The following is a 20,311-nucleotide window of genomic DNA, read 5'->3' as shown; positions in this document are numbered from 1 at the left end:
GAGCGGCCATGGACATCCTGTTCTACGGTTTCGTCGTGGTGCTGTTCGCCGCCGTCATCCTGGCGGTCGAAGGCTTCTACCTGTGGTGGATGAGTACCCGCGGCGCCGCAGCGCGCCGCATTGCACGCCGCCTGCAGGTCATGTCCGGCGGCGCGCAGACGCGCTCGGGCGAACGCATCTCGATCCTCAAGCAGCGCCCCTACAGCCACCGGCCTGCACTTGACCGGCTGCTGCACCGGGCGGCCCTGGCCCAGCGCATCGATGCGCTGCTGGTGCAGGCCGGCGCGCCCTGGACCGTCAGCCACTTCATTGGCGCCACCTTCGGCTGCGTGATCATGGTCCTGGTGGCGGGCAGCGTCTGGACGTTGCCGCTGCCGGCGCGCCTGCTGCTGTGCGTGGCCAGTCCGGGCCTGCCCTGGTGGCTGCTGCAGAGAATGCGCAGGCGGCGCCTGATCCGCATCGAGCACCAACTGCCTGAGGCGGCCGACTTCATCGCGCGTGCGCTGCGCGCCGGGCACTCGTTCATCAATGTGCTGCAGATCGTCGGCAATGAAATGCCCGAGCCGCTGGCCGGTGAATTTCGCATCGCGCGCGAAGAGATCAATTACGGCGTCCCGATGAACGAAGCCCTGCACGGGCTGGCCGCGCGCATTCCGCTGACCGACCTGCGCTATCTGGTGATCGCGGTGCTGATCCAGCGCGATTCGGGCGGCAACCTGGCCGAAATCCTCGGCAATATCAGCGGCATCATCCGCGCCCGCCTGAAACTCGTGGCGCAGGTGCGGGTGCTGTCGGCCGAAGGCCGCATGTCGGCCTGGATTCTGGGATTGCTGCCATTTGGCGTGATGGGCGTGATGACGGTGAGCAGCCCGAACTACGTCAGCATGCTGTGGACCGACCCGAGCGGCCAGCGGCTGCTGTGGTACGGGCTGGGCATGATCATCTTTGGCGTGCTGTGGCTGCGCCAGACCATCCGCATCCGCATATGAGGCCGCGATGAATACCATGCAACTGTGGTTCTTGCTGATCGTCTTCATTGTCGTCTGCGCGCTATGCTGGGTCGCGCTGGCCCTGTTCGCGCCGGTCGCGCTGCGCGAGCGCCTGCGCCGTCTTCATGGCCAGCGCGCGGTGGCGGGCATGGGTGACGCGCCGCGCCTGCGCTGGATCGAGCGTGTTGCCAGCGTTGCCAGGCCGCTCACCCGGTTGTCGATCCCCGAAGAGGGCTGGGAAAAATCGACGCTGCGCACCCGCTTCATGAACGCCGGCTGGCGCAACCCGGCGGCGCCGACGCTGTACTTCGCGGCCAAGACGGCGCTGGCGCTGCTGGCGCCCGCCGTACTGGCGCCCGTGATGCTGCTGCGCGGCGATACGTCGGTCCGCATGCTGCTGATGATCCTGCTGTGCGGCGCGGCGCTTGGCTACTACCTGCCCAACGCCGTTCTGGCGCGCCGCGTCAAGCGGCGCCGGCGCGAGATCTTCGAGACCATTCCCGATGCCCTCGACCTGTTGACGGTGTGCGTCGAAGCGGGCCTGAGCCTGGAGCGCGCCCTGGTCAAGGTTGCCGCCGAAATCCATATCAAGAGCGTGGTGCTGGCGCAGGAGATGCAGATCGTGCTGATGGAAATGCGCGCCGGCTTCAGCAAGGAAAAGGCGCTGCGCAATTTCGCGCTGCGCTCCGGCGTCGAGGATGTCGATACGCTGGTGGCCATGCTGATCCAGTCCGAACGCTTCGGCACCAGCGTGGGCGACGCCTTGCGCGTATATGCCGACAACCTGCGCCACAAGCGACGCATGATCGCCGAAGAAACCGCTGCGCGCATCGGCCTGAAGCTGCTGTTCCCGCTGATCTTCTGTATTTTCCCGACGCTGATGATGGTCCTCCTGGGACCGGCGGCGATCCAGATTTCCCGTGCCATGAGCGCGCTGGCCAGCGCGCGCTGAACCCAAGGAGGCCGCCATGCGCCTGACCATCCACCGTAGCGCCCGATTCACGCGGCTGGCATTGCTGTGCGCCGGCCTGGCGGCGTGCGCGCCGCTGCAGGCGCCAACGGGCGCGGAGCCAGGAGCGCTTGCCGTTCGGCGCGATCTGGGCGCATTGCTGCAAGCTGATGCCGGGCCGGATACCGCGCCGGATACCGCCCAGCGGTTCGTCGCTCTGGGGAGCGCGTACCTGCGCAGTGGCGATTACGACGCTGCCCGCATGGCGCTGGAACGCGCCTGCCTGCTCGACCCGCTGGTCGCGCACTCGTGGGAGTTGCTGGGCGAAGCGCTGGCGGCGCTGGGACAGGATGCCCGCGCGCGGCAGATGCTGCGCCAGGCGGCATCGCTGCGCCAGTACGACTTGCGCGCCGACTTCGCTGCGACCGGTGGCCAGACGGACGTCGCCGCGCTCGGCCAGGCCATGGAAACGCCACAGCCCGGCTGGGCCCAGGCGCAGATCCACGTCGGTGTGGACGGCATGATGGAACTGCGCCGCATACCGGCCAGCCGGCCTGTTTTGCCGCCAGTCCTGCAGCCAGCCGTGGCGCACCTCGAGATCAGCAATGGCAATGGCGTGACCGGGATGGCGCGCGCGCTGGCACGCCAGATCGACGCACCTGGCCTGCGCGTCACGCGCCTGTCGAATCAGCCCGGCTTTGCAGTGCGCCACACGCGCATCGAATACGACGCTGCCCACGTCGATGCGGCCCGGCGCCTGGCGCAGCGCGTAGGCAGCGTGCACCTGTAGGAAGTCGGCCACCGCGCGCTGTCCAACCTGCGCCTGGTGCTGGGCCGCGATCTGGCGCAGCGCGGCGCCATGCTGCGCCTGGATGCGAAGAAGGCAGAGTCACTGGCGCTGCGCTGAACCGGTCACCGCGCCGGCGCGGCATCCTTGCGATACACGCGCACATAATCGACCAGCATCCGGCGCGGGAACACGGTCGTGCTGTCCGGGTAACCGGGCCAGTAACCGCCGACAGCGAGGTTCAGCAGCACGAAGAAGGGGTGCTCGAATACCCAGTCGCCTTTCACCAGGGCCGGCGTGGCGGTGTGGTAATGCACACCGTCGCGGTACCAGCGGATCGCCTGCGGCTCCCACTCGACGGCAAACACGTGGAAGTCGTCACCATAGTCGGCACCGTCCAGCGCGATCGGTTTGCTGAAGGCGTGCTCGCCCGAATAGCCCGGTCCGTGCAGCGTGCCATAGGCATTGCGCGGCTCCTTGCCGATGATTTCCATGATGTCGATCTCGCCGCTGCGCGGCCAGCCCACCTTGCCGATATCGGCGCCCAGCATCCAGAACGCCGGCCAGATGCCCTGGCCCTTCGGCACCTTGATGCGCGCTTCGAAGCGCCCGTACTGCATCTCTTTCAGGCCGGCCGTCTTGAGCCGCGCCGATGTGTAATCCTTGCCTTCGTAGCGCTCCTTGCGCGCCTCGATGACCAGGTGGCCGTCCTCCACGCGCACGTTTTCGGGGCGCGCCGTGTAGAACTGCATCTCGTTGTTGCCCCAGCCATGGCCGCCCGTTTCCAGTGTCCAGATCGTGCGGTCGAGCGTCGCGCCGATGAATTCATCGCTCCAGGCAAGCGTCCAGCCGGGCAGGCGCGCCTGCGCCTTTTTGACATGCTGCATGATGTTGATGAACGTGTCAGTCCAGACCACGTCACGGTGCGCGGCCAGGTAACGCACCAGTTCTTCATGCGCCTGGGACGACACGCTCAGGTGGTCGCCCCCGATGCCATGGAAGGTGAAAGCGACCATGGTGCCGCGCGCGACCGCTTGCTCCACCAGCGCGATCAGTTCCGGACCGCTGGCGCCCACCGGGCCGACCGAGGCAACCTGGTACGGATCGACCGCCGCCATCGATGCCGGCACGCCAGGCCCGTTGTCCGCCTTGATCGCAACGAACGCCGGGCGCAGTGCCGGCAGGTAGTCGCCGCCCAGCGCCTGCACGTCGCCGCAGGGCGCTGTGTAGGTGCGCTCGCGCCGGCCGTCGATCGCTTCGAGCATCGTGTTGGCCAGCAGGACCTGGTCGACCATCTGCGCGCGGCTCGTCGTTGCGAGGTCGCGATGCGCAGCGACCCAGCCGCGGTCCGCGCCCTTGCCCGAACACTGGTGGAACAGGCTGTGGTTGCCCAGTTCATGACCGCGGGCGGCGGCAGCGCGCCACGCCGGCAGGCGCGATGCCACCGGCGGGCTCGATAGCTGCAGATAGAAGGTGCCCTTGATGCCGTGGCGGTCCAGCGCCGGCAGCGCGTTGTCGAGTTGCGAGTCGAGTGCATCGTCGTAAGCGAGGCTGACCGCAGCGCGCGCGCCGCCGGGCCAGGCAAATGCGGGCGTCGGTGCAGCGGCATGCACGGCACCGCTGAAAGCGACACAGACAGCGGCAAGGAGGGCGCCGCGAGGGGCGCTGCGAGTGAGGCGGGCCAGAAAATGGTGCATGCATGCTCCAGTTTGGAAACGTTACCAAAACGTCAAGGCGACTATAGCCTGTCGAACCGCTCCCGTCAATGCGGGACGCACACCCATGGTCCGTCATTGGTAAGGACTGCCTGACGCGCCGCGCGCACCAAAGTGTTGCAAAACTACGTCACACGGGTTGACGAGGTAACGGAATATTCCGTTGACAATTTATTTTCATAACTCTAAGATTCAGATCACTGCATGGAAACGTTTCCATGTGACGGACAAATTCCCTTCGATCCCCGATTGGCGCAACCCGCCAAGAAGCCGAGGACACATGACACAGTGCAGCGCGCACCCGGCGATTCACGCGGCGAGGCCATCGGTGCCAACCGATCGGTCTCGCTGCACCACATGGTGGCGTGTAGCCGGGCAAGGAGGCGCCCGGGTTTGAAAGGCAGTACCCGGGGCAGCGGCGACGCATCCGGATGGCGGAGACACCGTGTCTGAGCACGGTCATATTTATAAAAACAGGAGAAGACATGTACTACCCAAAGGCTAAACAGACCTTGATCAGTCTGGCAGTTGCCAGCGCATGCGCGGCGTTCATGCCGGCGTTTGCCCAGGAAGCGGCCAGCATGCCGCCAGCCGAAACCGCGACCAGCGCCCCCAACCAGGCAGTCGATGCGGCCAGCAATCCCACCGCATCGATCACCGGCCCGGCCCAGAACGGCACCCAGACCGTCGTCGTGACCGGCCTGCGCGCCAGTCTCGAATCGTCGATGAACCTCAAGCGCAATGCGCAGGGTTTTGTGGACGGCATCGTCGCCGAAGACATCGGCAAATTCCCCGACACGAACCTGGCCGAATCGCTGCAGCGCATCTCGGGCGTATCGATCGACCGCGAAATCGGCGAAGGCTCGAAGATCACCGTGCGTGGCGTCGGCCCCGACTTCAACCTGGTGCTGCTCAATGGCCGCCAGATGCCGGTGTCGAACCTGGGCGACCGCAATGGCCGCGCATTCGACTTCGCCAACATCGCTTCCGAAGCGATCTCGCAGCTGCAGGTCTACAAATCGAGCCGCGCCGAGACCCCGACCGGCGGCGTCGGCGCAACCATCAACGTGATCACCGCGCGCCCGCTGTCGCGTCCCGGCATGCAGGCCAGCATCGGCATCAAGGGCGTGCACGACACGTCGGCCACCAACCTGCCGGACGGTCTCCAGCACGGCAACAAGGTCACGCCGGAAGTCTCGGGCATCTACTCGAACACCTCGGCCGACGGCCGCTTCGGCATTGGCCTGTCGGCCAGCTACCAGGAACGTAACCTGGGCTACAACCGCGCGTCGGTGGCCAATGGCTGGAAGGGCCCGTTCCGCGGCGACCAGGCAACCTACGGCGCGATCCCGCTGCCAGGCCAGCCAGGCTCGGAGCTGATCACGAACCGTCCCGGCCCGACCGACCTGTATCAGACCCCGCAGAACCTGAACTACAACCTGAGCGGCGTGCAGCGCGAGCGCACCAACGGCCAGGTCGTGTTCCAGTTCGCACCGAACAAGTCGATCACCAGCACCCTCGACTACACCTACTCGGAAAACAAGATCCACACCCGCCGCAACGACATGTCGGCGTGGTTCAACTTCGGCCCGTCGTCGAGCAGCTGGACCGACGGTCCGATCGCCGGCCCACTGACCTACACCGAATTCATCCCGGCCGGTAACAGCGATATCGCGATGGGCGTGTCGGACTTTGCGACCCGCAGCGAAAACAAATCGCTGGGCTTCAACACGGTCTGGCGCGTCAATCCCGACCTGCGCTTCGAGCTCGATGCCCACAGCTCGTCGGCCGAATCGACCCCGGACAGCCCATGGGGTTCGAGCAACGTGATCGGCACCGCGAGCTTCAGCCGCGGCAATACCACCGCCGACTTCTCGCAAGACTTCCCGGTGCTGAGCATCCAGGGCGCCGACTACGCGCGCGCGCCGCAGCAGGTGACCGGCTCGGTGTTCGAGAACGGCTACATGAAGACCGAAGTCGACCAGATCCAGACGCACGGCAGCTGGAAAGTACTGGAAGCATCCGAGGTCAAGTTCGGCCTGGGCGCGACCAAGGTCGATTACCGCTCGGCGTTCTCGGTGCAGCAGCGCGACACCTGGGGCGGCGCGACGCAGGCATCCGACTACCCGGCCAGCCTGTTTACCGTCGATAGCCTTGGCAAGTACTTCGACCAGGTCAACGGCAGCAACAATCCCGCCCTGTTCGACCGCTTCCACACCTTCAATTTCAGCCAGATCCGCGACATCGTCGCGCAGGCGTCCGGCCTGCCGCAGCTGTACGTGCCGAAGACCACCTACGACACCGACCGCCGCACCGAAGAAAAATCGAAGAGCCTGTACCTGCAGTTCAACACCGAGTGGAACACGCGCTACCCGATCAATACCTCGCTCGGCGTGCGTTACGAGAAGACGGACGTCAGCTCCACCGCGCTGGTGCCGACCCCGATCGCGATCAGCTGGGTCTCGCAGAATGAGCTGCCAGTGGTGTTCGGCCAGTCCGGCTTCACCACGCTGAAAGGCGACTATAGCCACGTGCTGCCAAGCTTTGATGCCGACATCGCGCTGCGCGACGACATCAAGGGCCGCTTCAGCTACGGCCACACCATCGGCCGCCCACGCTACGACCAGATCGCCGGCGGCCAGGTGCTCGACACGCTGGCGCGCGTCGAAGGCGGCACCGGTTCGCAGGGCAATCCAGCGCTGGAGCCGGTCAAGTCGAAGAACTTCGACCTGGCGCTCGAGTGGTACTACGGCCGCCAGAGCTTCATCTCGGTCAACCACTTCCGCAAGCAGCTCGAGAACTACGCCGGCCAGTCGCAGATCATCGCCCAGCCGTTCGGCGTGCGTACGCCGGTGGGCGGCGCCTACTGGAATGCGGCGCTGGGCAGCTGCACGACGGCGGACACCACCTGCATCCGCAACTACATCTTCCGTAACTTCAACGGCCAGCCGGGTGTGGTCGCAGGGCCGAACAACGCGTCGGGCGATGCCACCGGCACCATCACGGCCATCGGCACCGATCCGGTCGCGAACTTCCGCATCACGTCGTACTCGAACCAGAAGAAGGCGAACATCCGCGGCCTGGAATTCAACCTCCAGCACATGTTCGGCAACAGCGGCTTCGGCGTGCAGGCCAACTACACCTACGTCAATTCGGGTCTGAAGTACGACAACGGCAGCGTGGGCGAGCAGTTTGCGCTGGTCGGCCTGGGCGACTCGGCCAACCTGGTGGGTATCTTCGAGAACGACAAGTGGAACGTGCGCGCGGCCTACAACTGGCGCGACGAGTTCCTGTCGTCGACCTTCGACGGCTCGGGCCCGAACCCGAACTACGTCGAAGCGTACGGCCAGCTCGATCTGAGCGTGGGCTACAACGTCAACAAGAACCTGTCGGTGTCGTTCGAGGGCATCAACCTGACCGACGAGATCCAGCGCACGCACGGCCGCACCAAGCAGCAGGTGCTGTTCGTGACGCAATCGGGTCCGCGTTACATGCTCGCGGCGCGCTACAAATTCTGATAGCGCAGCATCTGGCCGGCGCCGGTATTCGGGAGTAGACTTCCCGCACACCGGCCCTGCAACCGCAGCGGCGGGCCGGCATCAGCCGGCCCGCCGCTGTCGTTTCACCGAGTGCTTCCAATAACGACAACGAGACGTCCATGCCCAATATCGCCCTGCTGAACAATATCGAACACAAGGACCTGCGCATCATCGCCGGCCACCGCCCCGGCCTGGGCAGCGAAGTCGCGTGGGTGCCGACCTTCGCCGACGAATTCCGCTCCCTGCAGGGGATCTACCCGATCATCTTCCGCCAGCTCGAAGACGGCGCGAACTTCGAAGCGATCGCGCTGCTGGGCTTTACCGAAGACGAGAACCTGTTCCTGCAAGACGGCCGCTGGGATGCGCCGCTCGTGCCGTGGATGCACGAGCGCCAGCCGTTCTACATCGGCCGCAACGGCGACGAGCTGATGATCCAGGTCGATCTCGACCACCCGCGCGTGAGCACGACCGACGGCGAGCCGGTGTTCATGCCGCATGGCGGCAACACCGAGTACCTGGAAAAGGTCAGCACCATGCTGTCGAACATCCACAACGGCGTACAGGCCAATATCGGTTTTCTCGAAGCGCTCAAGCGCCATGATCTGCTCGATGCGTTCGTGCTCGACATGGAATTCGACAACGGCGCGCAGAACCGCCTGGGCGGCTTCTTCACGATCCACGAAGAACGCCTGGGCGCGCTCGAGGCAAGCGCCATCGCCGAACTGCACGCGGCCGGCTACCTGGCGCCGATCTACTTTGCACTGGCCTCGCTGTCGAACTTCCGCAACCTGATCGACCGCAAGAATCACCGCGATGCCGCCGGCCGCTAACGCCATCCGCGAGCTCGCCGGTGTGACGCCGGCCGATCTCGATGCAACGATCCTGGCGTCGACCGAGCCGCTGCTGCTGCGCGGCCTGGTGGCCCACTGGCCGGTGGTGGCTGCAGGGCGCCAGTCGCCGCAGGCAGCGCTCGATTACCTGCGCCGCTGGTGCAGCGACGCCACGGTCAATGCGATGCTCGGCCCGCCCGACATCAAGGGCCGCTTCTTCTACAACGCCGCGCTCGACGGCTTCAATTTCCAGTCGCTGCGGGTGCGGCTCGACGCCGTGCTCGATGAACTGGCCAAGCACCTGGCCACGCCGGCGCCGCCCGCGATCTACGTCGGCTCGACCACGATCGACGGCGCGCTGCCGGGCTTCAGAGGCGAGAACGACGTCGACCTTGGCCCGCGCGACCCGCTGGCGTCGATCTGGATCGGCAACCGCACCCGCATCGCCGCCCACTACGACCTGCCGGACAACCTGGCCTGCATCGCAGCCGGGCGACGCCGCTTCACGCTGTTCCCGCCGGGACAGCAGCACAACCTGTACATCGGCCCGATCGACCTGACCCCGGCCGGTCAGCCCATCAGCCTGGTCGACTTCGCACAGCCCGATCCCGAACGTTTTCCACGCTTTGCCAACGCGCTCGCACAGGCGCAGAGCGCCGAACTGGCGCCGGGCGACGCGTTGTTCATCCCCAGCATGTGGTGGCACCACGTCGAGGCGCTGGATGACGTCAATGTGCTGGTCAATTACTGGTGGCGCCAGTCGCCGGACTGGATGGACACGCCCAACAACGCCCTGATGCACGCCCTGATGACGGTGCGCGACCTGCCACCGGCGCAGCGCGCAGCGTGGGCCGAACTCTTCCGGCACTACGTGTTCGAGGCCGACGGCGAGACCGCAGCCCATATCCCGCCAGGCGCACGCGGCCTGCTTGGTCCAATGGACGACAACGCCTCGCGCATGGTGCGCGCACAGCTGCTCAAGCGCCTGAACCGCTAGCACCTCTTGAAAAGCCGGGGTCAGGTCTGACATTTGGACACGATCTGGACAGTGAGCTACCCGTAACCAGCTAGCACCGGGCCATGCTAATACTGCGCAAGACGCCATTGGAAGTGGCCAAGGCTGAGTTCGTGTCCGAATGTCAGACCTGACCCCGGCTGTGCCCAAAAAAATGCCCGCATCATGTGCGGGCATTTTCGTTGATGACGGAGGCGTTTATTCCGCCGCCACCTTCTGCTTGTGCAGATCGGCGTACTTCACGCCGTAGTACAGGATGAACAGATAGCAGGCTGCCGGCACCAGGAACGAGATCTGCAGGCCGACGGTGTCGGCCAGGATGCCCTGGATGAACGGGACGATCGCGCCGCCGACGATGGCCATGCACAGGATGCCCGAACCCTGGCCCGTGAACTTGCCCAGGCCGTGCAGCGCCATGCTGAAGATGGTCGGGAACATGATCGAGTTGCACAGGCCGACAGCGATGAGCGCCCACATCGCCAGGCTGCCATCGGTGAAGATCGCAGTGAGCACCAGCGCCATCGAACCGAGTGCGGTGACGGCCAGCGACTTGCCCGGGCTGACGTAACGCATCACGCCAAAGCCGATGAAGCGGCCCACCAGCGCGCCGCCCCAGTACAGGCTGACGTAGCTGGCCGCGTCGGCGTGCGACAGCGCTGCAATGTGCGGCTCGCCGATGAAGTTGATCAGGAAGCTGCCAATACTGACCTCAGCGCCCACGTACAGGAAGATGCCCAGCGCGCCGAGCACCAGGTGGCGGTACGCCATCGCGCCGCCCTTGCCATCGACGGCAGCGGTGGTGGTGTCCTGGAATGCGATCTTCGGCAGGCGCGCCAGTGCGAACAGCACGGCCAGCAGCGCGAGCGCAGCGGCCAGGCCCAGGTACGGGCCCTGCACGGCAGCCGCTTCGGCGGCGCGGTGCGCGGCCTGCTCGGCTTGCGGCAGCAGCGCCAGCTGGTCGGCGGACAGCGCCACCGTCGACAGGATCAAAAAGCCGCCCAGTGCCGGCGCCACCGTGGTGCCGAGCGAGTTGAAAGCTTGCGTGAGCGTCAGGCGGCTGGCCGCGGTGCGCGCAGGGCCAAGGACGGTGACGTACGGGTTGGCGGCGACCTGCAGGATCGTGATCCCGCTTGCCAGCACGAACAGCGCGAACAGGAACAGGCCGTAGCCGCCGTTCGACGCCGGATAGAACAGCGCGCAGCCGGTGGCGGCGACCAGCAGGCCGGCGACGGCGCCGTTCTGGTAACCGAGGCGGCGAATCAGCGCGCCGGCCGGCAGCGACACGACGACGTAGGCGCCGAAGAAGCACAGCTGCACCAGCATCGCCTGCATGTAGGTGAGGGTATAAATCGATTTCAGGTGCGGGATCAGGACGTCGTTGAGTGACGTGATCAGGCCCCACATGAAGAACAGGATGGTGACGATGAACAGCGCGCCGGTATGCGCATTGCGTTCGCCGTCAATCGCTGCACTGGGCACGGACGGGGTCTGGATGGGATTCTGCATGGTCTCTCCGTTATTGGTGCAGACTAAAAATTTGATCCGACAGCATAGCCGAAACGCCGCGCAAGGCGGGATATTGTTCAGTAATCAAGTAGGTCGGTATGCGTGCCAGGTAATCGCCCAGGCGCCCCTTGTCTTCGAAGCGCGCGCGAAACGCCGATTGCTCGAACAGCACGCCCAGGCGCGGTACGATGCCGCCGCCGATATACATGCCGCCGGTCGCCCCGAGCGTGAGCGCGACATTGCCGGCCACGCTGCCCAGGATCGCGCAGAACACCCTCACCGAGCCCTGGCACTCCAGGCACGAACCATCGAGGGCCGCGGTGGTGATGTCGGCCGCCTTCATGCGCCGGCTGGTGCGGGCCCAGTGGATCAGCTCCAGTCCCATGCCCGACAGCAGGCGCTCGGCCGAGACGTGCCCGTACTCGCTCCACAGCGCCTCCAGGATCGCCACCTCGTCGCGGTTGACGGGCGCGAAGCTCACGTGCCCCCCTTCGCCGGACAGCGCAATCCAGCGCCCGCCAGCCGGGACCACGCCCGAGACACCCAGGCCCGTGCCAGGGCCGATCAGGCCAATGGTCCGGTTGGGCAGCTCGATGCCGCCGCCGATGCGCTGGCGCCCTGCGGGCGGCAGGTGCGGCAGCGCCATCGCCAGCGCCGCGAAGTCGTTGACCATCAACAGCGTGGTCAAGCCCAGTTCCTGCCGCAGCGCTTCGATCGAAAAAGCCCAGTGGTGGTTGGTCATCCGGATCTCGTCGCCCTCGACCGGATTGGCAATCGCCAGCGCCGCATGGCGCACGCTGTCGACCGCCATCCCGCGCGCGCGGGCGCCTTCGAGGTAGGCGCGGATCGCGTCGCCCAGCGTCAGGTAGCTGGCGCCGGTCAGCACCTCGACATCATCGAAGCCGCCAGCCGGATCGGACTGCAGCGCGAAGCGCGCATTGGTGCCGCCGATGTCGGCCAGCAGCCGCAGGCCGTGCGTCACATCTGCCGTCATTTCAGGTCCTCACAGCGCACGGCATCGGCCTCTTTCGCGGCGCCACCGGCGATCTCGATGTTCGCGAAGGCCGCGGTGAACGGGCCGTCGCTGGTCACGCTGAACGGCGTGTCGACCTTGGCCAGATCGATCCCCTTGGCCTGGAAGCAGGCCAGGGGGATCGAGACCGTGTGCTTGCCGCCGTCGGCCAGGCGCTTGAACAGGTTCGTGGCATCGAGCGCCGTGTCGCTCGCGCCCTGGCGCATCGCGAGCATCACCTTGCCAGTTGGCGCCTTGGCGACCATGGTGTCAAAGCGCAGCGCGCCGTCCTTCGCCGCCGCTGCGGGCACCACCATGGCGCGCGCACCGCGCGCTTCGAGCGTGGCCGGGCCGGTCCAGGCGCCCATCTTGGCATCCTGCTGGGTGTTGACCTGCGCGGTCGTCACGACGATGCCCGGCAGCGTGAAGCTCGCATTCAGGTCGGCGCCCAGCACCGTGGTTTGCCCGCTGCTCCGGATCGCCAGCGGGAAGCTGGTGCGATCGGCCTGGCTGAACACGGGGAAGGTGTTGCCGGCGCTGCAGCCGCCTTGCGGGATCGTCTCATCGAGCTTGCCGAGCTTGGAGCGCGTGCCTGCCTTCAGGCCGTAACCGTAGGCGAACAGCGGTGCATACTCCTTGTCGCCGACGTTGAGCTTGACCTGGCAGGCGGACTTCGGCCACGAGAACGGCAACGTGCCGCGGAAGTCATAACGCTTGCCGCCTGCGATGAGCAAGTCCGACACGCCCTTGCCCTCGGAGCCCGGCAACCAGGCCGAGATGAAGGTGTCCGACAGATTCAAAAGGTCGTTGCCGTACACCGGGCGGCCCGTGACCATCACGGTAATCACCGGTTTGCCCTTGCCGGCCACTGCCTGCAGCACGGCCAGGTCTTCCGGATAGCGGCTGCTGTGGCGCAGCGTGCCGGATGGGTGGATGTCGCCATCGCCTTCCGCATATGGGCGTTCGCCGATGATAGCGATGACGGCATCGAACTGCGTCACGTCGACGTCTTTCGCGTCGACGCTGAAGCGCACGTTGTCGCTGCCGGCCGCTTCGCGAATGCCCGTCAGGATCGTGTCGGCGTTCTTGAAATCGGCATTCGTGGTGGCGGTGCCCTGCCACGTGATCGACCAGCCGCCGCTCTGGTTCGACAGCTCGTCGGCGCTCTTGCCCACGACGAGGATTTTCTGGCCGCGCTTGAGGGGCAGGGCCGGGCCTTCGTTCTTGAGCAGCACGAGCGACTCGCGCACGGCCTGGCGCGCCAGCGCGCGTGCCTGCATCGCATCGTCCTTGCCCGCATACGCGTTCTGGGCCGGGCTCTTGTCGAACAGGCCGGCGCGCAGCTTGACGCGGATGATGCGGGTCACGGCGTCGTCGATGCGCGCCATCGGGATCTCGCCCGACTCGACCTGCTTGATCGTGTTGGCGATGAAGGCCTTCCAGTCGTCCGGCACCATGAACATGTCATTGCCGGCGTTGACCGCCTGGGCGCAGCTGTCGTTGCGGCAGCCTTTCACTTCGCCGATGCCGTTCCAGTCGGTGACGACAAAGCCATCGAAGCCCATCTTGTTCTTGAGGATGTCGGTGATCGCCACTTTGCTGCCATGCAGCTTGCCATGCTCGACGCCGGCCGCCGTATCGGTCCAGCTGTTAAATGAGGTCATGACCGTCTGGGCGCCAGCGCTCAGTGCCGGGACGTAGCCGGCGCCATGGATGTTGATCAGGTCAACGGCGCTGGCTTCGGTCACGCCACGGTCCTTGCCGTTCCTGGTGCCGCCGTCGCCAATGAAGTGCTTGGCCGTCGCAATGGTGTTGGCGTCGTCCCTGAACGCGCCCTGCATGCCTTTGACGTACTCGCCCGCGTAGCTGCGCACCACTTCCGGATGCTCGGCATAGCTTTCATAGGTGCGGCCCCAGCGATCGTCGCGCACGACGGCCAGCGTCGGGCCGAACACCCAGGCGATGCCGGTCGCGCGCACGGCCTTTGCGGTGGCCGCGCCGATCTCGCGCATCAGCTTCGGATTGCGCGCCGCGCCCAGCCCGATATTGTGCGGGAACAGCGTGGCGCCTGGCACGTTGTTATGGCCATGGACCGCGTCGGTGCCCCACACGACCGGCACCTTGATCGCCATGTCGGTCTTCATCGACGCGTCGTGGTACGCCTGCGCCAGCGCCAGCCATTCCTTCGCGCTGGCCGCCTTGTTCCCGTTCGGCCAGCTGCCGCCGCCATTGAGCACCGAGCCCAGATAGTATTTGGTCACGTCGGCCGGCGTGGCAGTCTTGATTTCGGGCTGCGTCATCTGGCCGATCTTCTGGGCCAGTGTCATCTTGCTGACGATCTCCTGGACGCGCTTCTCGAGCGCGGCGTCCTTCCTGATCGCGCTGGTCACGCGCGGCCAGTCGGCCAGGTTGGTGTCGACCGGGGCGGCATGCGCAAAGGCAGGCAAGGCAAGGGCGATCGCAAGGGCGAGCAGGGAAGGGCGAAGCGTGGCTGTCATGGTTTGTCTCGTTCGTTGTCGTTGTATGGATTCATGCATAGGGATTCATGCATAGGGATTCATGCCTGGCGCAGGAAGGCGCCGTACCATTTGCCGCTGCTCTTGAGGCGGCGTTGCTGCGTAGCGTAATCGATGTGCACGAGGCCAAAGCGCTTCAGATACCCCTCGGCCCACTCGAAGTTGTCGAGCAGGCTCCAGGCGAAGTAGCCTTTGACGGGCGCGCCGCCGTCGATCGCGGCCTTGAGCGAGGCCAGATGGCGCATCAGGTAGTGGCGGCGCTGCACATCGTCGATCTCGCCGTCCGCGCCCACCACGTCGTCAAAGGCCGAGCCGTTTTCCGTCACGTACATCGGGCCCGGGTGGTAGTCGTTCTCGATGCGCAGCAGGAGTTCGGCCAGGCCTTCGGGCACCACGGGCCAGCCCATCGCGGTGATTTCGCCTTCGGTGGGCGGCAGCACCTTTGCGTCCAGCGGCGCGTGGCCGGCGGCATGCGCGACAGTTTCGGGGAAGTAGTAATTCACGCCCATGAAATCGGTCTTGACCGCGATGGCGTCCATGTCGCCCGGCGCGACGTCGGGCGCGGCGGCGCCGAGCTGCGCGAGCGTGGTTTCAGGGTAGCCGCGGCCGAACAGCGGATCGAGGAACCAGCGGTAGCGCAGGCCGTCGTGGCGCTCTTTTGCCGCGATGTCCTCGGCGCTGTCGCTCGCCGCGCGCAGCGGATGCAGGCTGACGGCCATGCCGACCTGCGCATCCGGCACATTCGCGCGGATCAGCGGCACCGCCTTGCCGTGCGAGACGAGCACATTGTGCGCGACCTGCAGCGCCGCCTTCAGGTCGGTCTTGCCGGGCGCATGCCAGCCTTCGAAGTTGCCGATGATCGCCGTGCACCATGGCTCGTTGTGGGTGATCCAGTGCTTGACGCGGTCGCCCAGCGTGCGCGTCATGGCATCGGTGTAGTCAAGGAAGGCATCGATCGTCGCCCGGTGTTCCCAGCCGCCCGCATCCTGCAGCGTTTGCGGCAAGTCCCAGTGGTACAGCGTGGCCCATGGCTGCAGGCCCCGTTCGAGCATGCCGTCGACCAGGCGCGAATAGAAATCCAGGCCCTTCTGGTTTGGCGCGCCGCCGCCTTCGCTATAGACGCGCGGCCAGGCGATCGAGAAGCGGTAGGCATTCAGGCCCATGCCGCGCGCGATGTCGAAGTCTTCCGGCCAGCGGTGGTAATGGTCGCACGCGACCAGGCCGTTGGAGCCGTCGCGGATGGTGCCGGGCGTGGCGGCGAAGCGGTCCCAGATCGATTCCACGCGGCCGTCGTCGCGGCCGGCGCCTTCGATCTGGTAGGACGATGTGGCGCAGCCCCACAAAAAATCGCGGGCAAAATCGCTGCGCTGCGGCGCTTGTGGCTCGGGGCGGTTGGCAGTGGTCATGGGTTTCGCTCTATCTGGTCAATAAGGTCTGAATGAAATTTCAGGAAAACATCCAAGTCGTTTGGAAAGCTTTCCAGTTCGTGTCCAAAAAAATGGCCGCGCGCGGCCGGTGCTGGCTGCGCCAGCGATGTCATGTTTTCTTGCCCTCGTGTTTGGCTTTGGCTTTGGCTTTGGGCCTGGCCTTGCTGCCTACGGCCCTGGCCAGCGATGCGCGCATCGTCACGCTGACGGGGAACGTGCGCGCCACCGGGCGGCCCAGCTCATAGCACCGATTGAGCAGGGCGTTGATGCCGGCCAGTGTCATTTCGCGCCATGGCATGTGCACCGACGTCAGGCGCGGCGCCGCGAATTCGGCGCTGGGCGTGTCGTCGTAGCCGATCACCGACAGGTCGCGCGGCACGCTGATGCCGGCTTCCTGGAAGTACGACAGCGCGCCCACTGCCATCTCGTCGTTGGCGCAGAACAGCGCCGTGCACGGCGTCTTCGATTCGACCAGCGCCTTGGCCGCCAGCCAGCCGCCCTGCGGCGAGAAGTCGCTTTCGGCGATCCAGACCTTGTCGGTATCGAGGCCTTCGGCCAGCAGTTCGTGCATGAAGCCATCGACACGCGCCACGTTGTCGACCAGTGCATTCGGGCCGGCGATGACGGCGATGTCGCGGTGGCCATGGTCGAGCAGCGCGCGCGCTGCGAGGCGTCCGCCCAGCGCATGGTCGACCGTGAAGCACTGGCCGGGCAGGTCGGCGAAATCGTGGTTGAGCGAGACGATCGTGCGCCGCTTGGCGCCCAGCGCGGCGATGTCGTCATCGGTCAGCGCGCTGGTCATCATGATCAGGCCATCGCAGCCGCGCTCGATCAAAAATTCGATGCCTTCGATGGCCTGGTTGCGCGCGTCGCCCAGGCCCACGCCAAAGGCCACCACCATGTGCAGGCCGGCGGCGCGCAGTTCGGTATCGATGATCTGCAGGATCGGCGTGTAGAAGGTGCCCGACAACACCGGGATGTAGACGCCGACCATCCGGCTGGTGCCCGACAGCAGGGCGCGCGCCGCGTGCGACGGGCGAAACCCCAGTTCGTCGATCGCCTTGCGCACGCGCTCGAGCGTGGCGGGCGAGACCGAGCCTTTGCCGCTGACCACGCGCGAGGCGGTGCCGAGACCGACGCCGGCCAGCCGCGCTACGTCCTTGATTGTCGCCACGTGCGATTCCTGTTCGATGAGTGGATCAAAATAGCCGCCAAGCATACTGTATTCATCTGACTATGGCATCCCTGTTTGCACGCGATTGCCGGTGGACCCGTCGAACAACGACACCCGCTGCGTGTCGATCGCAAAGCGCACCGATTGGCCGGCTGCCAGCGGCCGCGCATCGTGCACGATGGCGGACAAGGCCTGGCCGGCGCAGTCGAGCCATACCACCTGGTGATTGCCCATCGGCTCGACCAGCGTGACGCTGGCCTGCAGCGCGCCATGATCGTCGATCCGGAGATGTTCGGGGCGCGCGGCCAGCGTCACGGCGCCCGCAGCGATGGGACCTGCCAGTTGCAGCGTGACGCCGCCGGCGCTGAAGCGCCCGGCCGCATCGATGCTGCCGTCAATAAAATTCATCGATGGTGAACCGAGAAAGCCGGCCACGAAGCGGTTTGCCGGCGTGTCGTAGACCTCGGCCGGGGTACCGATCTGCTGGATGCGGCCACCCTGCATCACGACGATGCGCGTGGCCAGCGTCATCGCCTCGGCTTGGTCGTGCGTCACGTAGATCATCGTCGAACCCAGGCGCTGGTGCAGCAGCTTGAGTTCGCGTCGCAGTTCGGCGCGCAGCTTGGCGTCCAGGTTCGACAGCGGCTCGTCGAACAGGTACACGCCCGCTTCGCGCACGAGCGCGCGCCCGATCGCGACGCGCTGGCGCTGGCCGCCCGAGAGCTGCGCCGGCTTGCGATCGAGCAGGGCGCCCAGCTGCAGCATCTCGGCCGTGTGGCGCACGCGGCGCGTCACTTCGGCCTTCGGCGTGCCGGCGATGCGCAGGCCGAACGACATGTTCTTTTCGACCGTCATCGTCGGATACAGCGCGTACGACTGGAACACCATGCCGATCCCGCGCTCGCTCGGATCGGCGTGGCGCATGTCGCGCCCGCCGATTTCGATGGCGCCGCCCGAGACGTCGATCAGGCCCGCGATGCTGTGCAACAGCGTGGACTTGCCGCAGCCCGATGGGCCAAGCAGCACGAGAAATTCGCCCGGCGCGATCTCCAGGTCGAGGTCGCGGATGATCTCGTTATTGCCGCGGGTGATGCACAGTTTGCGCAGATGGACATTCGACATGAGGGTCAGCCTTTCACGGCGCCGGCGGCGATACCGCGCACGAACCAGCGTCCGGAGATGAAGTAGATCACCAGCGGCACGGCGGCCGTCAGGATGGTGGCGGCCATGTTCACGTTGTACATGCGGGTGCCGGTGGTGGTGTTGATCACGTTATTGAGCTGCACCGTCATCGGCAGGTTCTCGCGGCCAGCGAACACCAGGCCCAGGATGTAATCGTTCCAGACGCCCGTGACCTGCATGATCGCAGCCACCACGATGATCGGCAGCGACATCGGCAGCATCACCTGCAAAAAGATGCGCCAGAAGCCGCCGCCATCGATGCGCGCGGCCTGGAACAGCTCGTGCGGCACCGACGCATAGTAATTCCGGAACAGCAGCGTCATGAGCGGCATGCCGAAGATGACGTGCACGACGACGATCGCCGGCAGCGAGCCGAAGACGCCGGCATGCGCCATCATCCACACCAGCGGGTAAATCATGACCTGCACCGGAATGAAGGCGCCGGCCAGCAGCACGCCGAACAGCAGGTTCGCGCCACGCGGGCGCCAGAATGACAGCGCATAGCCGTTGATTGCGCCAAGCAGGATCGGGATCACGGTGCTGGGCACGGCGATTGCCACCGAATTCCAGAAGCCCTGGCTGACCGCACCCCAGGCCGCGCGCCACGGGTCCAGCGTGGCCACGCCGGGCAGGGCGAACACATTGCCCATCCTGATTTCTGCCATCGGCTTGAACGAGGTGATGATCATGACGTACAGCGGCAGCAAAAAGAACAGGGCGGCGCTCAGCAAAAAAGCGTAGATGCCGATGCGGGCCGGCGAGAGGCGCGCTGTCATGCGTGGCCTCCGCTCAGGCGCGCGCGGCGGCTGCGCGCATACGCATACGGTGCGAGCAGGGCCAGCACGGGCACCAGCAGCGTCACGGCGCCGGCCGACGCCAGGCCGATGTTCGAGCGCAGGAACAGGTGGTCCATGATGAACTTGGCCGGCACTTCGCTGGCGATGCCAGGGCCGCCCTGCGTCATTGCGACGACGGCGTCGAACAGCTTGACGACGGCGGTCGAGAGCAGCAGGAACACGGTCGCCACGGTGGGGCCGAGCATCGGCAGCACGATCTGCAGGTACACGCGCCAGGCCGGAATGCCATCCAGGCGCGCAGCCTTGTAAATCTCGGGATCGATGCCGCGCAGGCCGGCCAGCATCAGCGCCATGACCAGGCCCGAAGCCTGCCACACGGTGGCGATGACGACGGTGTAGATCACCAGGTCCTGGTGCACGATCCAGTCGAACGAAAAACCGGGAAAGCCCAGCTGGCGCACGGCGCCTTCGATGCCGCTGCCGGGCGCCAGCAGCCATTGCCACACCAGGCCCGTGGCGATGAACGACATCGCATACGGATACAGGAACACTGTGCGCAGCAGGCCTTCGCCCTTGACGTTCTGGTCGATGAACACGGCCAGCAGGAACCCGATGACCATGCAGGCGACGATGAACATCGCGCCGTAGATGGCCAGGTTATGCAGCGACAGCAGCCAGCGCTCGTTGTCGAACAGGCGCACGTACTGCGCCACGCCGATGAATTTATCGGACGGGAAGGTGCGCGAGGCGGTGAACGACGTGCGCAGGGTCCACAGCGCGCCGCCGACGTAGGCCAGCAGCACCGTCAGCGCCATCGGCAGCAGGGCGATGTGGGGACTGAGGCGCCGGGAGAGTCGGAATGGGTGCATGGTG

The 20,311-nt window shown here is 65.9% G+C and carries 15 protein-coding genes; 6 read left to right on the top strand and 9 right to left on the bottom strand.

Annotation, left to right across the window (positions count from 1 at the left end; genetic code table 11):
* The first annotated feature begins 8 nt into the window (after window positions 1–8).
* The 3 genes from AC56LV_RS13750 to AC56LV_RS13740 are packed head-to-tail and all read left to right on the top strand — an operon-like array spanning window position 9 to window position 2,728.
* Window positions 9–989, top strand: a complete 981-nt coding sequence (locus AC56LV_RS13750) for a type II secretion system F family protein (RefSeq protein ID WP_499558384.1) — start codon at window positions 9–11, stop codon at window positions 987–989.
* Between the two features lie 7 nt (window positions 990–996).
* Entirely contained in the window at window positions 997–1,941 is a 945-nt protein-coding gene (locus AC56LV_RS13745; protein WP_499558382.1) for a type II secretion system F family protein, read from the top strand.
* A 16-nt stretch (window positions 1,942–1,957) separates the two neighbouring features.
* Complete coding sequence (locus AC56LV_RS13740) at window positions 1,958–2,728, top strand: LytR C-terminal domain-containing protein (RefSeq protein ID WP_499558380.1); 771 nt, start codon at window positions 1,958–1,960, stop codon at window positions 2,726–2,728.
* 122 nt (window positions 2,729–2,850) lie between these two features.
* On the opposite strand, the gene AC56LV_RS13735 is transcribed toward AC56LV_RS13740, so the two are convergent.
* On the bottom strand, window positions 2,851–4,422 hold the full coding sequence (locus AC56LV_RS13735; protein ID WP_499558378.1) for a family 16 glycosylhydrolase: 1,572 nt from the start codon (window positions 4,420–4,422) through the stop codon (window positions 2,851–2,853).
* 503 nt (window positions 4,423–4,925) lie between these two features.
* Between AC56LV_RS13735 and AC56LV_RS13730 the strand changes: the two genes are divergently transcribed.
* The 3 genes from AC56LV_RS13730 to AC56LV_RS13720 all read left to right on the top strand — a co-directional run bounded on the left by AC56LV_RS13730 (window position 4,926) and on the right by AC56LV_RS13720 (window position 9,806).
* A complete protein-coding gene (locus AC56LV_RS13730) occupies window positions 4,926–7,958 on the top strand; it encodes a TonB-dependent receptor (RefSeq protein ID WP_499558376.1) in 3,033 nt (1,010 codons plus the stop codon).
* Window positions 7,959–8,098: 140 nt separating this feature from the next.
* On the top strand, window positions 8,099–8,809 hold the full coding sequence (locus AC56LV_RS13725) for a SapC family protein (RefSeq protein ID WP_499558374.1): 711 nt from the start codon (window positions 8,099–8,101) through the stop codon (window positions 8,807–8,809).
* Window positions 8,793–9,806, top strand: coding sequence for a cupin-like domain-containing protein (locus tag AC56LV_RS13720; protein ID WP_499558372.1), 1,014 nt, complete (start codon window positions 8,793–8,795; stop codon window positions 9,804–9,806). The genes AC56LV_RS13725 and AC56LV_RS13720 overlap by 17 nt, the downstream gene beginning before the upstream one ends.
* A gap of 216 nt (window positions 9,807–10,022) precedes the next feature.
* On the opposite strand, the gene AC56LV_RS13715 is transcribed toward AC56LV_RS13720, so the two are convergent.
* The 8 genes from AC56LV_RS13715 to AC56LV_RS13680 form a co-directional block, all read right to left on the bottom strand.
* A complete protein-coding gene (locus tag AC56LV_RS13715; protein ID WP_499558371.1) occupies window positions 10,023–11,330 on the bottom strand; it encodes a sugar MFS transporter in 1,308 nt (435 codons plus the stop codon).
* Between the two features lie 10 nt (window positions 11,331–11,340).
* Window positions 11,341–12,324: a glucokinase gene (locus AC56LV_RS13710; RefSeq protein ID WP_499558369.1), complete on the bottom strand. Its 984-nt coding sequence runs from the start codon at window positions 12,322–12,324 to the stop codon at window positions 11,341–11,343.
* Complete coding sequence (locus AC56LV_RS13705) at window positions 12,321–14,840, bottom strand: glycoside hydrolase family 3 protein (protein WP_499558367.1); 2,520 nt, start codon at window positions 14,838–14,840, stop codon at window positions 12,321–12,323. Before AC56LV_RS13705 ends, AC56LV_RS13710 begins: the two co-directional genes overlap by 4 nt.
* 59 nt (window positions 14,841–14,899) lie before the next feature.
* Window positions 14,900–16,264, bottom strand: a complete 1,365-nt coding sequence (locus tag AC56LV_RS13700; RefSeq protein ID WP_499558365.1) for a GH1 family beta-glucosidase — start codon at window positions 16,262–16,264, stop codon at window positions 14,900–14,902.
* Between the two features lie 130 nt (window positions 16,265–16,394).
* Window positions 16,395–17,459: a LacI family DNA-binding transcriptional regulator gene (locus AC56LV_RS13695; protein ID WP_499558364.1), complete on the bottom strand. Its 1,065-nt coding sequence runs from the start codon at window positions 17,457–17,459 to the stop codon at window positions 16,395–16,397.
* Window positions 17,460–17,519: 60 nt separating this feature from the next.
* Entirely contained in the window at window positions 17,520–18,581 is a 1,062-nt protein-coding gene (locus AC56LV_RS13690; protein ID WP_499558362.1) for an ABC transporter ATP-binding protein, read from the bottom strand.
* A gap of 5 nt (window positions 18,582–18,586) precedes the next feature.
* Window positions 18,587–19,417 carry a carbohydrate ABC transporter permease gene (locus tag AC56LV_RS13685; RefSeq protein WP_499558360.1) on the bottom strand — a complete coding sequence of 277 codons (831 nt, stop codon included), beginning with the start codon at window positions 19,415–19,417 and terminating at the stop codon, window positions 18,587–18,589.
* Window positions 19,414–20,307, bottom strand: a complete 894-nt coding sequence (locus tag AC56LV_RS13680) for a carbohydrate ABC transporter permease (RefSeq protein ID WP_499558358.1) — start codon at window positions 20,305–20,307, stop codon at window positions 19,414–19,416. Before AC56LV_RS13680 ends, AC56LV_RS13685 begins: the two co-directional genes overlap by 4 nt.
* Window positions 20,308–20,311 lie beyond the last annotated feature (4 nt).

It is taken from the genome of Telluria sp. RB2R28 (genome assembly GCF_059685835.1).
Note: the sequence above shows the minus strand (reverse complement) of the source record. Positions and strands in the feature narration are given on the sequence as shown.